The sequence below is a fragment of the Halomonas sp. MCCC 1A11062 genome (assembly GCF_021404355.1).
GTDB classification, from domain to species: Bacteria; Pseudomonadota; Gammaproteobacteria; order Pseudomonadales; family Halomonadaceae; genus Halomonas; species Halomonas aerodenitrificans.
The window spans coordinates 48926-66960 of sequence record NZ_JABFTW010000009.1 but is presented as its reverse complement, the minus strand read 5'-3'; the positions used below and the strand labels follow the sequence as shown (position 1 = coordinate 66960).

Annotated in this window: 13 protein-coding genes; 8 read left to right on the top strand and 5 right to left on the bottom strand. The window is 65.2% G+C overall.

The window, feature by feature from the left end; all coding sequences use genetic code 11:
• Positions 1-48 precede the first annotated feature (48 nt).
• Together HOP58_RS11685 and HOP58_RS11680 are read right to left on the bottom strand one after the other, a co-directional pair.
• Positions 49-1752 (bottom strand): AMP-binding protein, encoded by a 1704-nt coding sequence (locus HOP58_RS11685; RefSeq protein WP_234254569.1) that lies wholly within the window; start codon positions 1750-1752, stop codon positions 49-51.
• A 112-nt stretch (positions 1753-1864) separates the two neighbouring features.
• The gene (locus HOP58_RS11680) at positions 1865-2305 is read right to left on the bottom strand and encodes a MerR family DNA-binding transcriptional regulator (RefSeq protein ID WP_267963412.1); all 441 of its coding nucleotides are present in this window, start codon (positions 2303-2305) and stop codon (positions 1865-1867) included.
• A 220-nt stretch (positions 2306-2525) separates the two neighbouring features.
• Here HOP58_RS11680 and HOP58_RS11675 point away from each other — a divergent pair, with 220 nt between their 5' ends.
• From HOP58_RS11675 to HOP58_RS11650, 6 genes are all read left to right on the top strand, one after another.
• Positions 2526-3695: an acyl-CoA dehydrogenase family protein gene (locus HOP58_RS11675; protein WP_234260357.1), complete on the top strand. Its 1170-nt coding sequence runs from the start codon at positions 2526-2528 to the stop codon at positions 3693-3695.
• A 16-nt stretch (positions 3696-3711) separates the two neighbouring features.
• Entirely contained in the window at positions 3712-4866 is a 1155-nt protein-coding gene (locus HOP58_RS11670; RefSeq protein ID WP_234260356.1) for an enoyl-CoA hydratase/isomerase family protein, read from the top strand.
• Positions 4867-4932: 66 nt separating this feature from the next.
• Positions 4933-5829, top strand: coding sequence for a 3-hydroxyisobutyrate dehydrogenase (gene mmsB, locus HOP58_RS11665; protein ID WP_010628347.1), 897 nt, complete (start codon positions 4933-4935; stop codon positions 5827-5829).
• Positions 5830-5915: 86 nt separating this feature from the next.
• Positions 5916-7328, top strand: a complete 1413-nt coding sequence (locus HOP58_RS11660; RefSeq protein WP_234260355.1) for an MATE family efflux transporter — start codon at positions 5916-5918, stop codon at positions 7326-7328.
• 84 nt (positions 7329-7412) lie between these two features.
• Positions 7413-8594, top strand: coding sequence for an acyl-CoA dehydrogenase (locus tag HOP58_RS11655; protein WP_010628349.1), 1182 nt, complete (start codon positions 7413-7415; stop codon positions 8592-8594).
• Positions 8595-8616: 22 nt separating this feature from the next.
• Positions 8617-9822: a CaiB/BaiF CoA-transferase family protein gene (locus tag HOP58_RS11650; protein WP_234260354.1), complete on the top strand. Its 1206-nt coding sequence runs from the start codon at positions 8617-8619 to the stop codon at positions 9820-9822.
• 26 nt (positions 9823-9848) lie between these two features.
• Here HOP58_RS11650 and HOP58_RS11645 read toward each other — a convergent pair whose 3' ends face one another.
• Together HOP58_RS11645 and HOP58_RS11640 are read right to left on the bottom strand one after the other, a co-directional pair.
• Positions 9849-10631, bottom strand: coding sequence for a DUF3750 domain-containing protein (locus HOP58_RS11645; RefSeq protein ID WP_234260353.1), 783 nt, complete (start codon positions 10629-10631; stop codon positions 9849-9851).
• A 13-nt stretch (positions 10632-10644) separates the two neighbouring features.
• Positions 10645-11478: a pyruvate, water dikinase regulatory protein gene (locus HOP58_RS11640; protein ID WP_010628352.1), complete on the bottom strand. Its 834-nt coding sequence runs from the start codon at positions 11476-11478 to the stop codon at positions 10645-10647.
• A 259-nt stretch (positions 11479-11737) separates the two neighbouring features.
• Here HOP58_RS11640 and ppsA point away from each other — a divergent pair, with 259 nt between their 5' ends.
• Together ppsA and ggt are read left to right on the top strand one after the other, a co-directional pair.
• Positions 11738-14110, top strand: a complete 2373-nt coding sequence (gene ppsA / locus HOP58_RS11635; RefSeq protein ID WP_234254568.1) for a phosphoenolpyruvate synthase — start codon at positions 11738-11740, stop codon at positions 14108-14110.
• Positions 14111-14215: 105 nt separating this feature from the next.
• The gene (gene ggt, locus HOP58_RS11630; RefSeq protein ID WP_234260352.1) at positions 14216-16045 is read left to right on the top strand and encodes a gamma-glutamyltransferase; all 1830 of its coding nucleotides are present in this window, start codon (positions 14216-14218) and stop codon (positions 16043-16045) included.
• A 44-nt stretch (positions 16046-16089) separates the two neighbouring features.
• Here ggt and HOP58_RS11625 read toward each other — a convergent pair whose 3' ends face one another.
• Positions 16090-17961, bottom strand: coding sequence for a glycerophosphodiester phosphodiesterase family protein (locus tag HOP58_RS11625; RefSeq protein ID WP_234260351.1), 1872 nt, complete (start codon positions 17959-17961; stop codon positions 16090-16092).
• Positions 17962-18035: the final 74 nt, after the last annotated feature.

The window sequence follows — 18035 nt, the reverse complement described above, 5'->3', positions numbered from 1 at the left end:
CTGCCGGGGCAGGGGTGCTGTGGTCGTCACGCTGAAGTCGACGAAGGATCAGGCCAGACCCAGCTCGTGAGTGGCTTCCTCGCGCATCTTGAACTTCTGGATCTTGCCAGTGACGGTCATTGGGAACTCGTCGACGAACTTCACGTAACGCGGGATCTTGTAGTGGGCAATCTTGCCCTTGCAGAACTCCTTGAGCTCGTCGGCGTTGAGCTTCTGGCCTTCACCGAGCTTGACCCAGGCCATCACCTCCTCGCCGTACTTCTCGTCGGGCACGCCGATCACCTGCACGTCGGAGATGGCCGGGTGGGTGTAGAGGAAGTCCTCGATCTCCCGCGGGTAGATGTTCTCACCGCCGCGAATGATCATGTCCTTGATGCGGCCGACGATGGCGATGTAGCCCTCCTCGTCCATGGTCGCCAGGTCGCCGGTGTGCATCCAGCCGGCGCTGTCGATGGACTTGGCAGTAGCTTCCTCGTTGTTCCAGTAACCCAGCATCACGCTGTAGCCGCGGGTGCACAGCTCGCCGGTCTCGCCGCGCGGCACCACTGCGCCGGTTTCGGGGCTGACCAGCTTGACCTCCAGATGGGGATGGATGGTGCCCACCGTGGTCACGCGCTTCTCCAGCGGGGCGTCGGTCTTGGTCTGGGTGCTGACCGGGCTGGTTTCGGTCATGCCATAGCAGATGGTGACGTCCTCCATGTGCATCTTGTCGATGACCTTGCGCATCACTTCGATGGGGCAGATCGAACCGGCCATGATGCCGGTGCGCAGGGTGGAGAGGTCGTACTGGGCGAAGTTGGGGTGCTCCAGCTCGGCTATGAACATGGTCGGCACACCGTAGAGCGCCGTGGCCTTTTCGTCGGACACCGCCTTGAGCGTGGCTTCCGGGTCGAAGCCGTCGCCCGGGTAGATCATGGTGGCGCCGTGGGTCACGCAGCCCAGGTTGCCCATCACCATGCCGAAGCAGTGGTAGAGCGGTACCGGGATCACCAGGCGGTCCTTCTCGGAAAAGCCCATGGAGCGGGCAACGAAGAAGCCGTTGTTGAGGATGTTGTGGTGAGAGAGGGTGGCGCCCTTGGGTGCTCCGGTGGTACCCGAGGTGTACTGGATGTTGATCGGCTCGTCGAACTGCAGCGTGGCCTGGATCTCGGCCAGGTGCTCGTCCGAAACCTCGTCGGCATGGGCCAGCATGCTCTGCCAGCTGAACATGCCGGTCAGGGCGCGGTCGGCGTCGAGGCACACCACACGCTTGAGTTCGGGCAGCTTGGCGGCCGAGAAGGTTGACGGGGCGCCTTCTCGCAGCTCGGGCGCCAGCTCTGCCAGCGTGGCCACGTAGTCGGAGGTCTTGAACTTGCCCTGCAGGATCAGCGTCGAGGCGCCGGACTGCTTGAGCGCGTATTCCAGCTCATGGGTGCGATAGCTGGGGTTGATGTTGACCAGAATGGCGCCGATCTTGGCCGTGGCGAACTGGGTAATGGTCCACTCGGCGCAGTTGGGGGACCAGATGCCGACCCGGTCGCCTTTCTTCACGCCCAGCGCGAGCATGGCCCGCGCGGCCTGATTCACCGCCTGTTGCAGCTCCTTCCAGGTGTAGCGCAGGCCCTGATGCAGGCTCAGCAGGGCCTCGCCGTCGGGGAAGCGTGCCACCGTTGCGTCGAAGCAGTCGCCAATGGTCTCGCCTTTCAGCGGAGTATCGCTGATGCCGCTGACGTAGCTGTTCGGGGCGCGTTGTTGAAGTGCTTGGCGTGTCATCGTGTTACCCGTCTTGTTGTGGCAGTTGGAGTCGGTTGACGATGGGCGGACACTGATGCTCAGTCCGCCCTGAATTCGACGTGGCTTGGGTGCAAGAGGGCAGAGGGTCGAACTAGTTCTGGTCGAGACGCTCCAGCACTTCGCGTGCCCGCATCTCGACGTCGTCGAGTTCGCGCTGCATCAGGCGAATGTCCTCGAGCTGGCGCTCCATGTTGCTGCGCTTGTCGGCCAGGATCTCCAGCAGACGCTTGAGCTGCCTGGCGTTACCGTCGGGCATGGCGTCGTACATCTCGATGACTTCGCGAATCTCGGCCAGCGAGAAGCCCAGACGCTTGCCGCGCAGGGTCAGCTTGAGACGCACGCGGTCCTTCTCGTGATAGATACGGGTCTGGCCGCGACGCTCCGGCGCCAGCAGCCCTTCCTGCTCATAGAAACGGATGGTACGCGGCGTCACCTCGAACATCCGGGCCAGCTCGCCGATGGAATAGGTACGACGCTGTCGCGTCAGGCTGCCGTTGACCGAGGGGCTGACTTCCGCTTTGGATATGTTCATCGTTGTTTTCCTATGAGTTGGGCGGGCCGTCTTGCAGTGTCCCTCCACATAACCGCAACACTAGACGACGTTGACGTTAACGTAAAGTGGTTGTCGACCAAGGGATGTATGCGATAAAACCTAGCAAGTGCTAGGTTGGTTTGCATGAGCTCGGCCTTGAAAGCCATGCCAGCCAGCTGCTGCTGGAAGTACGCTACGCCAAATATCTCGAGGAATCGCAATGGAATTCTCCCTAACCGACGATCAGAGGGCGCTCGTTCAGGCCGCCGCCGATTTTTCGCAGGCAGAGCTGGCCGACCACGCCGCCGAATGGGACGCCACCTCGCATTTTCCGGTGGATGTCATCCGCCGGGCCGGCGAGGCGGGTTTTCTCGGCATCTACATTCCCGAAGAGCGCGGCGGCCTGGGGCTGTCACGCCTGGATGCCTCGCTGATCTTCGAGCAGCTCTCCCAGGGCTGCATCGCGACGACTGCCTATCTTACCATCCACAACATGGTGGCCTGGATGGTCGCCAGTTGGGGCAGCGAAGCCGTGCGTGAAACCTGGGTCGAGCGCCTGATCAGCGGCGAGTGTCTGGGCTGCTACTGCCTGACCGAGCCGGGCTCCGGTTCGGATGCCGCGAGCCTGCGTACCAAGGCCGTGCGCGAGGGTGACGAATACGTCATCAGCGGCTCCAAGATGTTCATTTCCGGCGCCGGCGCCAACGACATGCTGGTGGTCATGGCGCGCACGGGCGCTGCCGACAGCGGTGCCGGCGGCGTTTCGGCGATTCTGGTGCCGGCGGACGCCGTGGGTATCGAATACGGCAAGAACGAAGAGAAGATGGGCTGGAAGAGTCAACCCACCCGACTGATCAGCTTCGATGGCGTGCGCGTGCCGGTGGGCAACCTGCTGGGCCAGGAAGGCGAGGGCTTCAAGCTGGCCATGAAGGGGCTTGACGGCGGTCGGCTGAATATTGCCAGCTGTTCGCTGGGGGCCGCTCAGCACGCCTTGACCCTGGCGCGTAACTACCTGCAGGAGCGCAAGCAGTTCGGCCGCGAGCTGGCTCACTTCCAGGCGCTGCAGTTCAAGCTGGCCGACATGGCTACCGAGCTCACTGCGGCCCGGTTGATGGTGCGGCATGCCGCCTGGCGGCTCGATCAGGGCGATCCGGAGGCCACCGCTTACTGCGCCATGGCCAAGCGCTTTGCCACCGACATGGGCTTCAACGTCTGCAACGAAGCGCTGCAGCTGCATGGCGGATATGGTTACCTGAGAGAGTTCCCCCTGGAGCGCATGGTGCGCGACACCCGCGTGCATCAGATCCTCGAGGGCACCAACGAGATCATGCGTGTCATCGTGGCCCGTCGTCTGCTGGCGGACGGCACGATCGAAGCGCTTCAGCAATGACAAGGAGAAAACAGGCATGACGGACCTTGCGGTCATCTTCGATGAGCTGCCGACCCGGGACGGCGGGAGAGTCGGCATCGCTACCCTCAATGCACCGAAATCGCTCAATGCCCTGTCGCTGGATATGGCCCGCCAGCTGGATGCCAAGCTGCAGGCCTGGGCGGTGGATCGCAGCATCGTGGCGGTATGGCTGGAGGGCAGCGGCGAGAAGGCGTTCTGTGCCGGGGGCGACGTAGTGGCGCTCTACCGCTCGATGACCGAAGAGGGGGAAAATCGCGGTGCCGGCCGCGATAGCCTCTTTGCCGAAACCTACTTCACCACCGAGTATCGCCTCGACTATCGCATCCATCGTTACCCCAAGCCGATCCTGGTGTGGGGCGACGGCATCGTGATGGGCGGCGGCCTGGGCCTCATGGCCGGCGCATCTCGTCGTCTGGTGACGGAGACCACGCTGATCGCCATGCCCGAGATCACCATCGGCCTCTACCCGGACATCGGCGCAAGCTGGTTTCTCAACCGCATGCCGCCGGGCGTGGGGGCCTATCTCGGCATCACCGGCGCTCAGCTCAATGCCCGCGATGCCCTCGACCTGGGGCTGGCCGATCACTTCGTGTCGCGGGAGCGCCGCGCCGAACTGCTCGAGGCGCTGGGCGCGGCCGACTACGGCACGCGCAGTCAGCATGACCTGCAGGCCGGCGTGCAGGGTGTGCTCGACCAGTTCGAGGCGCGCCAGCAGGCGCCTGAGGCTCAAGTGTGGCCGCTGCTCGATCATCTTCAGGCCTTGACGGCACAGGTCGATGCGCCGACGGCCGTCCACCGTATCCTCGAGGATCGTCGCGAGGACGCCTGGCTTGCGGCCAACCGCAAGCGACTGGAAGCGGGCAGTCCGCTGAGCGCTCATCTGGTGTGGCGCATGCTGGAACGCCACCGGCATACCAGCCTGGCCGACGCCTTCCGTGACGAGTTGAACCTCTCGGTGCAGTGCTGTCGCCGTGGAGACGTCGCCGAAGGCGTTCGCGCGCTGCTGATCGACAAGGACAGGAACCCCAAGTGGCAGCACGCCAACGTCGACGACGTTCCCGAAGCGGACCTTCTGGCGCTGCTCGAGCCGCTGTGGAGCATAGAGGAGCATCCGCTGCGCGATCTCGACAGCGGCGAGCGGGTACGCTGACCGATACCCGTACTCTCACCACGACATGACGCAATTACGCCATAACGACAATCAGGAGCAGCTCGCATGAAAATCGCCTTCATCGGCCTGGGCAACATGGGTGCCCCGATGGCCCACAACCTGGTCAAGGCCGGCCATGAGGTCAGTGTCTTCGACCTCGTCGATGTCGCCATGAAGCATCTGGAGAGTGCCGGGGCGCGTGCCTGCGCCAGCGCACAGAGCGCGGCCAGCGGGGCCGAGGTCGTGATCTCCATGCTGCCAGCCGGCCAGCACGTGCGTCGTCTCTATCTCGGCCGTGACGACTCTCCGGGCCTGTTCGATGCCCTGGAGGGCAAGCCACTGATCATCGACGCCTCCACCATCTCGCCGGAAGATGCCCGTGCGGTGGGCGCGGGTGCCGAACAGCGTGGCCTGACCTACCTCGATGCGCCGGTTTCCGGCGGTGTGGGCGGCGCTCAGGCCGGCACTCTGACCTTCATCGTCGGTGGCAGCCAGGCCGGCTTCGAGCAGGCCAGGCCGGTGCTGGAAGCGATGGGCAAGAACATCTTCCATGCCGGTGAAGTGGGTGCCGGCCAGGTCGCCAAGATCTGCAACAACATGCTGCTCGGCATTCTCATGAGCGGTACCGCCGAAGCGCTGGCGCTGGGGGTCAAGAACGGCCTCGACCCGGCCGTGCTCTCCGAGATCATGAAGCAGAGCAGCGGCGGCAACTGGGCGCTCAACGTCTACAATCCGTGGCCCGGCGTGATGCAAGGCTCCGCCGCCTCGCGCGACTACCAGGGCGGCTTCCTCACCGATCTGATGGCCAAGGATCTCGGGCTGGCGTGGGAGCTGGCACTGGGCTGCAAGGCCACGGTGCCAATGGGCTCCCAGGCGCGCAACCTGTTCGCGCTGCATGCGGCCCAAGGCAACGGCGGTCTCGACTTTTCCAGTATTCAGAAGCTTTACCGCGCGGGCGAATAGGGTCTGGCGAATAGCTTCTACTTCGCTTTGGCACCGACCCTGGAAGCGGGCACAATCTTGTGCCCGCTTCTGGTTTCCGAGGCTTCATGACATCCACTTCCCCACGTTCCGGCTCCGGCGAACGCCGCCCCATGCGCCGTGAGCTGCTCGAAGGTCCCATTGCCCTGACCCTGCTGCGCAAGTGTCTGCCGGTGGTGGGCGGCATGCTTGCTATGATGAGCTTCAACCTGGTGGACACCTGGTTCATCGCACGGCTGGGAGCGGAGCCGCTGGCGGCGGTGTCGTTCACCTTCCCGGTGGTGTTCGCGGTGATCAGTCTCGCCATCGGCTTGGGTATCGGCACCTCGGCAGTGGTGGCGGGACTGCTGGGGCGGGGCGCTCACGACACGGTGCGACGCAGGGCCACCGATGCCGCGCTGCTGGCACTGGCGGTCGGTGTGCTGCTGAGCGTGCTGGGGCTGGCCACCCTCGAGCCGCTATTCCGCTTGCTTGGCGCCGACGCCGCACTCATGCCGCATATCCATGACTACATGGGCATCTGGTACCTGGGCGCAGCGGCGCTGATCGTGCCGCGGGTGCTCAACAGCGTGCTGCGTGCTCAGGGCAACACTCTGATACCCGGGCTGATGATGGCCTTGGCGGCACTGCTCAACGGCTTGCTCGACTGGCTGCTGATCTTCGGCGTGGGGCCGCTGCCGGCGCTCGGTGTGCAGGGCGCGGCCCTGGCCACGGTGCTGAGCTGGTGCGCCATGACCGCAGCGCTGTTCTGGCAGCGCGAGCTGCGCGAGTGTCTCGACCTGCGCCATCTCACGCCGAGCGGGCTGATGGAATCGTGGCGCGAGCTGGGCCGCATTGCCGTGCCGGCGGCGATCACCAGCGTGTTTACGCCGCTGGCCCTGGCGCTGGTGACGCGCATCGTCGCCGGTCATGGCCACCATGCGGTAGCGGGCTACGGCGTGGGCACACGTATCGAGGCCATCGCCCAGATCGGCGTGCTGGCGCTTTCGATGACGCTGCCACCGCTGGTCAGCCAGAATGCCGGGGCAGGGCAGCACGAGCGCGTACGGCGGGCCATCTTCGGCTGCTTCGTCTTCGTCCTGGTGTGGCAGTTGGGCATCTGGCTGTTGCTGCAGCTGCTGGCGCCCTGGCTCGTCGCCAGCTATTCCCCGGGCGGCGAGATGAGCGAGGTGCTGAGAAGCTTTCTGTGGTGGGTGCCGCTGGGCCTGGGCGCCCAAGGCGTCGTGATCCTGGCGGTGTCGTCGTTCAATGCGCTGCACGAGCCGGCCCGGGCCATGCGACTCTCAGTGGTTCGGCTGTTCCTGCTGACGGTGCCGCTGGCGTGGCTGGGCGGCGTGCTGGGCGGTGTCGAGGGCATCTTCATCGGGTTATTCCTGGCCAACGTGGCGGTGGGGCTGGTGGCTTGGGGTGCGCTGCGTCGACGTCTCGCCGGCTTGCCCATGGAGGCAAACGAGGCCGGTTCGGTGCGACCAAAAGTGTAAGAAATAGAGCGAAAGGGACTTGGCTTTCCGGATGCTTTGCTCTACATTCGATGAAAATGTAGATATTTCGTCAGGAGAGCCGCCATGAGCAAGATCACCCCCGTGACCTGGGAAGACCCCTTCCGCCTGATCGACCAGCTCGATGAAGACGAGCGCATGGTCCACCAGACCGCCCACGACTACTGCCAGGACAAGCTGATGCCGCGGGTGCTCGAGGCCAACCGCCACGAGCGCTTCGATCGCGAGATCATGAACGAGATGGGCGAGCTGGGCCTGCTCGGCGCCACCATCGACGGCTACGGCTGTGCCGGCATGAACTACGTCAGCTACGGCCTGATTGCCCGTGAAGTGGAGCGTGTCGACTCCGGCTACCGCAGCGCCATGAGCGTGCAGTCGAGCCTGGTGATGTACCCCATTCACGCCTTCGGCAGTGAAGCCCAGCGCGATAAGTACCTGCCCAAGCTGGCCACCGGCGAGTGGGTGGGATGCTTCGGTCTCACCGAGCCGGATCACGGCTCCGACCCGGGCGGCATGTCCACCCGTGCCACCCGCACCGAGAACGGCTGGCGGCTCAATGGCACCAAGAGCTGGATCACCAACTCGCCCATCGCCGACGTGTTCGTGGTGTGGGCCAAGGATGACGAGGGCGTGATCAACGGCTTCATCCTCGAGAAGGGCATGCAGGGGCTCTCGGCACCCAAGATCGAGGGCAAGTTCAGCCTGCGTGCCTCAATCACCGGCCAGATCGCCATGCAGGATGTCGAGGTGTCGGACGACCAGCGCCTGCCGGGCGTGACCGGCCTCAAGGGCCCGTTCTCGTGTTTGAACCGCGCCCGCTTCGGCATCGCTTGGGGCAGCATGGGAGCCGCCGAGGCGTGCTGGCACGCCGCTCGTCAGTACACATTGGATCGCAAGCAGTTCGGTCGCCCGCTGGCCGCCAACCAGTTGATCCAGAAGAAGCTCGCCGACATGCAGACCGAGATCGCCCTGGGCCTGCAGGCGGCGCTGCGCGTCGGCCGCATGATCGACGCGGGCCAGCTGGTGCCGGAGGCGATCTCGCTGATCAAGCGCAACAACTGTGGCAAGGCGCTGGACATCGCCCGGGTGGCGCGTGACATGCACGGTGGCAACGGCATCGCCGACGAGTACCACGTGATTCGCCACATGATGAACCTCGAGGCGGTGAACACCTACGAGGGCACTCACGACGTTCACGCGCTGATTCTCGGCCGTGCACAGACCGGCATCCAAGCCTTCGTAAATTGAGCTGGTGTCAAGGAGTGCAAGCATGAGTCGACCGCTGGAAGGCATCACGGTGCTTGACATGTCGCGGGTGCTGGCCGGCCCCTGGGCCGGTCAGTTGCTCGCCGACCTCGGGGCTCGGGTGATCAAGATCGAGCATCCCGAGCGCGGCGACGACACCCGCGGCTGGGGGCCGCCGTGGCTGGCCGAGGATGACGAGACCGAGCGGGTGGCGGCCTATTTCCTGTGCGCCAACCGCGGCAAGCAGTCGCTGGCGGTGGACGTCGCCAGTGAGCGGGGCCAGGCGCTGATCCGCCAGCTCGCCGCCGGCGCCGACGTCATGCTGGAGAACTTCAAGGTTGGCGGCCTGGCCAAATACGGCCTCGACTACGCCAGCCTGAAGGCGCTCAATCCGCGCCTGATCGGCTGCTCCATCACCGGCTTCGGCCAGGATGGCCCTTATGCGCACCGCGCCGGCTACGACTTCATGATTCAGGCCATGGGCGGATTGATGAGCATCGGCGGCGAGCCGGACGGCATGCCGATGAAAACCGGCGTGGCCATCACCGACGTGATGACCGGGCTCTACGCTACCATCGGCGTGCTTTCCGCACTGCACGAGCGCGAGCGCACCGGGCAGGGGCGGCACGTGGACGTGGCGCTGCTCGACGTGCAGGTGGCGGCGCTCGCCAACCAGGCGCTCAATGCCCTGGTCAGCGGGGTATCGCCCGAGCGTCATGGCAACGCCCACCCCAACATCGTGCCTTACCAGGCCTTCGCCTGTGCCGATGGGCATCTGGTGCTCACCGTGGGTAACGACGCCCAGTTCTCACGCCTGGCCGAGCTGCTGGGCCATCCCGAGTGGGCCAATGACCCGCATTACGCCACCAATGCCGCGCGGGTGGGCAACCGCGCAGTGCTGGTACCGCTGATTCAGGCGATCTTCCTCACTCGCGGGCGCGACGAATGGCTGGCCGAGCTGGAGGCGCGGGGCATACCCGCCGGGCCGATCAATACCATTGCCGAAGTATTCGACGACCCCCAGGTGAAGCACCGTGGCATGCAGCGCACGCTCGAGCGCGGCGATCTCGAGGTGCCTCAAGTCGCCTGTCCGCTGCGCTTCGACAGCGAGCCCGCGCTGAGCGAGGTCGCGCCGCCTAGGCTTGGCCAGGACAGCGACGCGATACTCGCTGAGATGGGCCTGACCGTCGAGGACATCGCCCGCCTGCGGCGCGAAGGCATCGTGCGCTGAGCGGCGGTATCAGGAGATCGGCAGTATCAGGATCGGTCGGCCGGCAGCGGGGCGCAGTCGCCTCGCGACCGGCCGCCATCGCGCAATCCCAGGGTGCCGACGCCGGGCAGCTTGACCCCGAGCGCTGCCGGATCGATGCCTAGCACCAGTCCGCCGATGTTGAGCTCCAATCCTTCTCTCAGCCCCGCCGCGGCACCGAGCACGCCGGCCAGCGACAGCTGCACGCCGGTACCGCTGGGGGTCGCTGCCAGTACGCTCCCGCCCAGGTAGTCCTTGCCGATGGCGCTGGAGGGCAGCGCCACGTCTAGCTCCGGTACTTCGCGAATCAGCCAGGCCACGAAGGTGTTGCTGTTGGGGCCCGGCCAGGCGCGATAGTGCTCACGATAGGGATACTCGGGCAGCAACGCTTCGATTCGCGCGATGGCGCTTTCGGCCTCGCTGCCGCACAGAGTGGCGTGCAGAGTCGGCTGGCTGCCAAACCAGGCGCGGTCGGGCGTGCCGGCGCGCGAGGCGAGGGCGGGGCGGCCCCAGCCGGTCACTTGGTGCAGGGTGTAGCTGTCGGCGTTCTCCGGTTTGGTGGCCACCCAGGCGTGTACGGCGAAGATGCCGCGCCAGTTGAAGGCGCGGGCCGAATAGACCTGCACCACGGCAGCGGGGGTCTCGCTTGGTACTGGGGCCAGTCCTGCGATGGTGCGGTCGGCGCTGCGCCAGTCACCGCGGGTATCGATGCCACCGAACTGCCACATGTAGAGTGGCCCACCGATCAGCAGCAACATCAGGAGCAGCAGCCCCAGAGACAGCTTGCGCATGGTGCGTCGGGTCTCAGCGCGGCGAGAAGCGCCGAGTGAGTCCCGTCTCGGCGATCATGCGGGTGGAAATCTCCTCTACCGAGAAGCGTGTGGTGTCGATGAAGGGAATGTGCATCTGACGGTAGAGTCCTTCCGCCTGCTCCACTTCCTGTACGCACTGGTCAAGCGAGCTGTAGCGGCTGTTGGGCCGCCGCTCATGGCGAATGGCGGCCAGCCGGCGCGGGTCGATGGTCAGCCCGAACAGCTTGTGGCGGTGCTTGGCGAGGGCGGGAGGCAGCTTGAGGTTGCCGTCCTCGTCCTGGTCGTCCTCCGTGAGGGGGTAGTTGGCGGCACGAATGCCGAACTGCAGCGCCAGGTAGAGCGATGTAGGCGTCTTGCCGCAGCGCGACACGCCGACCAGGATCACGTCGGCCTGATCGTACTGGTGGGTGCGGGCACCGTCGTCGTTGTCCAGGGCGAAGTGAACCGAGTGGATGCGGTCCATGTAGACCTCGTCCTTGCCGATGGAGTGGGTGCGCCCCACGGTGTAGCTCGAGTGGGTGCCGAGTTCCTGCTCAAGCGGTTTGAGGAAGGTCGAGAAGATATCCACCTTGAAGCCCGGGGCGCGGCGAATCACCTCGCGGATAGACTCGTCGACGATGGTGTCGATGATGATCGGCTCCTCACCGTCGCGTACCGCCGTGGCCTCGATGATATCGACCAGGGTGCGGGCCTTGTCGAGGGAGTCGATATAGGGCTTGGTCAGCATGCGCAGCTCGACGTTCTCGAACTGTGCCAGCAGGCTACGGCCCAGGCTCTCGGCGGTGATGCCGGTGCCGTCGGAAATGAAGAAGGCGGTGCGAGGCATGTCGTCGGCGCTATTCGTTGTGTAGGAAGCTCCATTGTCCGGGCTACCGAGCGTGGCGGCAAGGTGTCGCTTAGCGGCTCAGGGTGCAACTTGACTACAGGAATCGGCCAAATCGAGCCGTTGTTGTAAAAAACCTCCAGTGACTTCGATGTTAGACCAATGGCGAATATGGCCGCTTGCGTTTAAGGTGGGCAGCATTGCGCTTTTCGCCTGAACAGCGGGTGCGAAAGCCTTGGCAACGAAGATTCAAGGGGGTTACGTGGAAGATTACATCCTGTGGTTCGATCAGCTCGGCATGGACGACGTCGAACGTGTGGGCGGCAAGAACGCCTCGTTGGGCGAGATGATCTCGAACCTGTCGGGGGCCGGTGTCACTGTCCCGGGAGGCTTTGCCACCACTGCACATGCTTACCGCGAATTCCTGGCCCACGAAGGGCTCAATGAGCGTATCAACCAGGCCCTGGCGCGGCTCGACGTCGACGACGTCAACGAGCTGGCCCGGGTCGGCGCCGAGATCCGTCAGTGGGTGATCGACACCCCGCTGCCGCCCACCTTCGAGACGCATCTGCGTACGGCCTACGACAAGCTGGCCAGTCAGCATCCCAACCTCAAGGTGGCGGTGCGCAGCTCGGCTACCGCCGAGGACCTGCCCGATGCCTCCTTCGCCGGTCAGCAGGAAACCTTCCTCAACATCGAAGGCTTCGACAACGTCAAGCGCGCCGTGCACGAGGTGTTCGCCTCACTGTTCAACGATCGCGCCATCTCCTACCGCGTGCATCGCGGCTATGCCCACGAGAACGTGGCGCTGTCGGCCGGTATCCAGAAGATGGTGCGCTCCGAGACCGGCGCTTCCGGCGTCATGTTCACCCTCGATACCGAGTCGGGCTATCGCGATGCGGTGTTCGTCACCGCCTCCTGGGGGCTGGGCGAGACGGTGGTACAGGGCTCGGTCAACCCCGACGAATTCTACGTGCACAAGTCCACTCTGGCGGCCGGCCGGCCGGCGGTGCTGCGTCGCAATCTCGGCTCCAAGCTGATCAAGATGGTATACGGTGAGGACGCCAGCGCCGGCAAATCGGTCTCCACCGTGGACGTGCCGCTCAAGGATCGTGCCCGCTTCTGTATCAGTGACGACCAGGTGATGGCCCTGGCGCGTCAGGCGGTCACCATCGAGGAGCATTACCAGCGTCCGATGGACATCGAGTGGGCGCTGGACGGCGACGACGGCGAGCTCTACATCGTCCAGGCGCGTCCGGAGACCGTGGTCTCCCAGCAGGAGGGCGGCAAGCTCGAGCGCTTCCACCTCAAGGAGAAGGGGCGCACCCTGGTCGACGGTCGTGCCATCGGCCAGCGCATCGGCCGTGGCACGGTCAAGATCGTGTTTACCCCGGAGGAGATGGACAAGGTCAACGCCGGCGACGTGTTGGTCACCGACATGACCGATCCCGACTGGGAGCCGATCATGAAGCGCGCCTCGGCCATCGTCACCAACCGCGGCGGCCGTACCTGCCACGCGGCGATCATCGCCCGTGAGCTCGGCATCCCCGCCGTCGTCGGCTGTGGCGATGCCACCGAAGTGCTGGCAGACGGCCGCGACGTCACGGTCTCCTGCGCCGAGGGCGATACCGGCCACGTCTACGAAGGCCTGCTGGACTACGACCGCCGCGTCACCAGCGTCGACGCGATGCCCGAGATCCCGTTCAAGATCATGATGAACGTGGGTAATCCGGACCGCGCCTTCAGCTTCGCCAGCCTGCCCCATGCCGGCGTCGGCCTGGCGCGCCTGGAGTTCATCATCAATCGCATGATCGGCGTGCACCCCAAGGCGCTGCTCGAATACGACACACTGCCGCTGGATCTGCAGCAGACCATCAACCTGCGCACCGCCGGCTATGCCAGCCCCGTGGACTTCTACGTCGACAAGCTGGTCGAAGGCATCTCGACCCTGGCGGCGGCGTTCCATCCGCAGCGGGTGATCGTGCGTCTTTCCGACTTCAAGTCGAACGAATACGAGAACCTGATCGGCGGCAAGCTCTATGAGCCGGGCGAAGAGAATCCCATGCTCGGGTTCCGCGGCGCCTCGCGCTACGTTTCCGATGCCTTCCGTCCGTGCTTCGAGCTCGAGTGCAAAGCCCTCAAGTACGTGCGTGACGAGATGGGGCTCGACAACATCGAGATCATGGTGCCCTTCGTGCGTACCACCGAAGAGGCCCGTGAGGTCGTCGAGCTGATGGCCGCCAACGGGCTCAAGCGCGGCGACAATGGGCTCAAGGTGATCATGATGTGCGAGCTGCCGGCCAACGCGCTGCTGGCGGAGGAGTTCCTCGAGCACTTCGATGGCTTCTCGATCGGTTCCAACGACCTGACTCAGCTCACCCTCGGTCTGGATCGCGACTCGGGCATCGTGGCTCATCTGTTCGACGAGCGAAACCCGGCGGTCAAGCGACTGCTGGCCATGGCCATCCAGGCCTGCAAGGCCCAGGGCAAGTACGTCGGCATCTGCGGTCAGGGCCCCTCCGATCACCCCGATCTGGCCAAATGGCTGATGGAACAGGGCATCGATTCGGTGTCCCTGAACCCCGATGCGGTGCTGGAAACCTGGTTCATGCTGGCGGGGGAAACGCTGGCCTAAGCAAAGCGTACTTAGGTTACAAACTGACCCGATTGAGCTCTCTCAATCGGGTCTTTTTTCGCCTATGCTTACACCTCTTACATGGAGTTACCGAGGGGCTTTCTCATGGATATGCGCTCTGTCTTCTTCCCCCGACGCTGGTTGGCCTGCGTCGTTTCATCGTGCGCGCTGGGCCTGCCGTTGCTGGCATCCGCCGAGACGGCGTTTCAGTACGAGGCACCCGCCATCGCGCCGGAGTCGGCGTCCGGCTACAGCGAGAAGCCCGGCTGGGCCACCGAACGTTTTGCCGTGGCGGCAGCCAACCCTCTGGCCACCGACGCCGGCTATCAGGTCCTCAGGGCGGGTGGCTCGGCAGTGGATGCCGCCATCGCCGTGCAGATGGTGCTGACCCTGGTTGAGCCGCAGTCGAGCGGCATCGGCGGCGGAGCCTTCCTGATGCACTACGATGGCAGCGAGGTAAAGGCCTACGACGGTCGCGAGACAGCCCCGCGGGCGGCCAGCGAGTCGCTGTTCCTGAATGGCGAAGGCGAGCCGCTCGAGTTTATGGAGGCGGCAGCCAGTGGGCTCTCGGTCGGCGTGCCGGGCACCGTGCGCATGCTGGAGAAGGCGCATGAACGCCATGGCAAGCTGCCTTGGGCGGAGCTGTTCGGCCCGGCCATCACCCTGGCAGAGGAAGGTTTCGAGGTCAGCCCCCGACTGCATACCAGCCTGGCCGCGGAAGAGCGGCTGCGCGACGATCCCCTCGGCGCCGCCTTCTACTATACGGAAGAGGGCGAGCCCTTGCCTCAGGGGCATCGCCTGCAGAACCCCGCCTTGGCGGAGATCCTGCGCAAGATAGCCGAAGAGGGCAGCAAGGCACTGCATACCGGCCCGATTGCCGAAGACCTCGTTTCCCGGGTTCAGGGGCATCCTGGCCGCCCCGGGGCGATCAGCTTGGAGGATATGGCGACCTACGTGGCCAAGGAGCGCGAGCCGCTGTGTACCGATTGGCAGGCCTACCGGGTGTGCGGCTTTCCGCCGCCTTCCTCCGGCCACCTGACCATCATGCAGATCCTGGGCGTCATGGAGCAGCTGCCTGACATCGAGGAGCCGATGGAGGAGGATCGTCCCAGTACGGAGTGGCTGCATCGCTTCCTCGAGGCCTCGCGGCTGGCCTTTGCCGATCGCGGCAAGTTCATTGGCGATCCGGATTTCGTCAACGCCCCCGGCGGCGACTGGAACAGCATGCTCGACGCCGAGTACCTGGCCAAACGCGCCGAACTGATCGGCGAGCGCAGCGTGGGCCCCGACGGCGCCGAAGCCGGCAACCCGGGCGAGGTGGAAATGGCCTGGTCCATGCAGCTCCCTCAGCCGGAGTACGGCACCAGCCACATCAGCATCGTCGATGAAGAGGGTAATGCCCTGGCCATGACCACCACCATCGAGGCCGCCTTCGGCTCGCGTATTTTGGCGGACGGCGGCACCGGCCTGGCGGGTGGCTACCTGCTCAACAACGAACTGACCGACTTTTCGTTTCGTCCGCTGGGGGCCGATGGCACGCCCATCGCCAACCGGGTCGAGCCCGGCAAGCGGCCGCGCTCCAGCATGAGTCCCACGCTGGTGTTCGACCGCGAAACCGACGAGCTGGTGGCGAGCCTGGGCTCGCCCGGCGGTGCTGCGATCATTCACTACACGGCCAAGGCGCTGGTGGCCATGCTCGAGTGGGGGCTCGATGCCCAGGAGGCGCTCAACCTGCCCCACGCCATCACCCTGGGCGGGCCGGCCTACCTCGAAGAGGGGCGCTTCCCCGCCGAGGTGCTCGAAGCGCTCAATGAGCTCGGCCATGAGGCCGGCGAGCGCGAGCTGGTCAGCGGTTTGCAGGCCATTCAGCGTACCGAGGACGGTTACTTCGGCGGGGCCGACCCGCGCCGTGAAGGCGTGGTGATGGGCGACTGAGGCGACTGAGGCCACTGAGGGGGCGTCCGTGCGGGCGCCTTCCCTCAGCGCCGCAGCCAGTTGCGCAGCTTGACCAGCAGGATCGCACCGTCGCCGAGCTCACGACGGTCGTCCATCAGCTCCACGAGTCGGTCCGGGTAATCGGTGATGATGGCATCGACGCCTAGATCGATCATCTGCGACATCCTGGCCCGGTCGTTGACCGTCCAGGCATGCACTTCGTAGCCGAGTTCTCGCGCCAGGCGGATCTCGTTGGGTGTGATCCTGTTGTGGCGCAGGCCCAAGGCATCGAAGCTGCGCCGGTCCAGCGTTCCCGGCATCACCAATTGAGCCAGCAGCGTCACACGTAGCTCCGGCTCTCTCTCCTTGACCATCTCCAGTACGCCGCTCGACATCACCGCCAGACGCGTCTCCTCTGCGGTATTCGGAGTGCCGCAGCGGGCGGCGTCGGCCTCGCTCGCTCGGGCCAGGCACTCACGTCGGGCCTCGTTCTCCCGATGCAGCGAGGCGATCACGGCCTCCACCAGCGCTTCTTCCAGCCCCGGATCGGGCTTCATGTCGATCATCAGGGCGCTGCGACCGCGCACCGCGGCGAAGGCCTCGTCCAGGGTGGGGATGCGCTCGCCGACGAAGGCGTCGCCGAACCAACTGCCGACATCGAACTGGCTCAGCTCTTCGAGGGTGAGGTCACGCACGTTGCGTGGGTCGCCGGTGAGGCGCTGCAGGCTGCGATCGTGGTAGAGCACTACCTCGCCGTCGGCGCTGAGTCTCACGTCGATCTCCACGTAATGGGAGCGATCCTCTACGGCGCGTTCGATGGCGGCCAGCGTGTTTTCCGGAGCCGCCATGGAGCTGCCGCGATGGGCGATGACGGTGACGTCGTCACGCAGCTCGAAGCTGTTGACGATCCACCAGGCCTGGAACAGGGCGAACACCAGCACGGCCGCTTCCACACCCCAGGCCAAGCGGCCGGGATGGGCGTCGGGCGGCGGCGGGGCGGGGCGCGGCTCGCGATGCGCGAGGCGCAGGTAGAGGCAGGCCGATAGCAGTGCATTGGCGGCGATACCGAGAAAGGTGATCGCCAGCGTCACCAGCACGTAGCCGGTCACGTAGGTCAGCATGGCGGGGATGAGCACTGCGTTGCGCTCGGGCAACCACCACAGCGTCGGGGTGAAGACCCGGTCGAAGAGGGCTGTGGCGACGAAGGGCAGGGCAACGATGATGAGCAGAACGGATATGACGACGAAGGCGACCTCGGCACGGTGGCCCCGGGTCAGATCGCGGCTACGCCTGAGTGCTGCTAGTGGCGAGAGACCTTCCAGCATGACGACCGGCAACGCGAGTATCCAGCGCACGTAGAGCGATGCGGCGATCAGTGCCCAACCGACGCCTAATGGAACCGCTACGCTGAGGTATGTCCAGTAGGCTGGGGGCCGCATGCGCAGCACGTAATAGGGGTCGAGCCCCCCTATGATGGCGTCGTAGAGCCAGCCCAGTAGCAGAACCACGGGCAGGATAAGCAGCAGGTGAGCGCCCACCTGAAGCACCACCAGACCGGCGAGGGTGGGCAGGCGGCGTAGCGTCTGCCATAGCGCGATGAAAGCGAGCCGGAAGTGATTGTCGCGGCGCTTTACCGCCACCAGGATCATGCCGGCCTGCTGCAGGTAGAGGATCAGGAAGGTCAGGCCGATGGCGGCCAGCAGCCACAGCATGCCGGCCGGGCTGAGCAACAGGTCCAGCAGCCCGGCGTTGGTGATCACCGGTCGGTCGAAGCGGCCGAGCAGGCTCGTCAGTGTCCATGCCACCGTGGGCAGCAGCAAGCTGGAGGCCAGCAGGGTGAAGAAGAGATGATACGCCACCAGCGGTCGCAGGTGCTCTCGCAGGCTGCGCAGCACATCCACGCCGAGTGACTTCATCCGCTCTCCTGCTCCCGCTCAATACTCATGCCTATAGCGTGGCATCGAGACTGCCGGCAGGGCAAGCCCGTGTG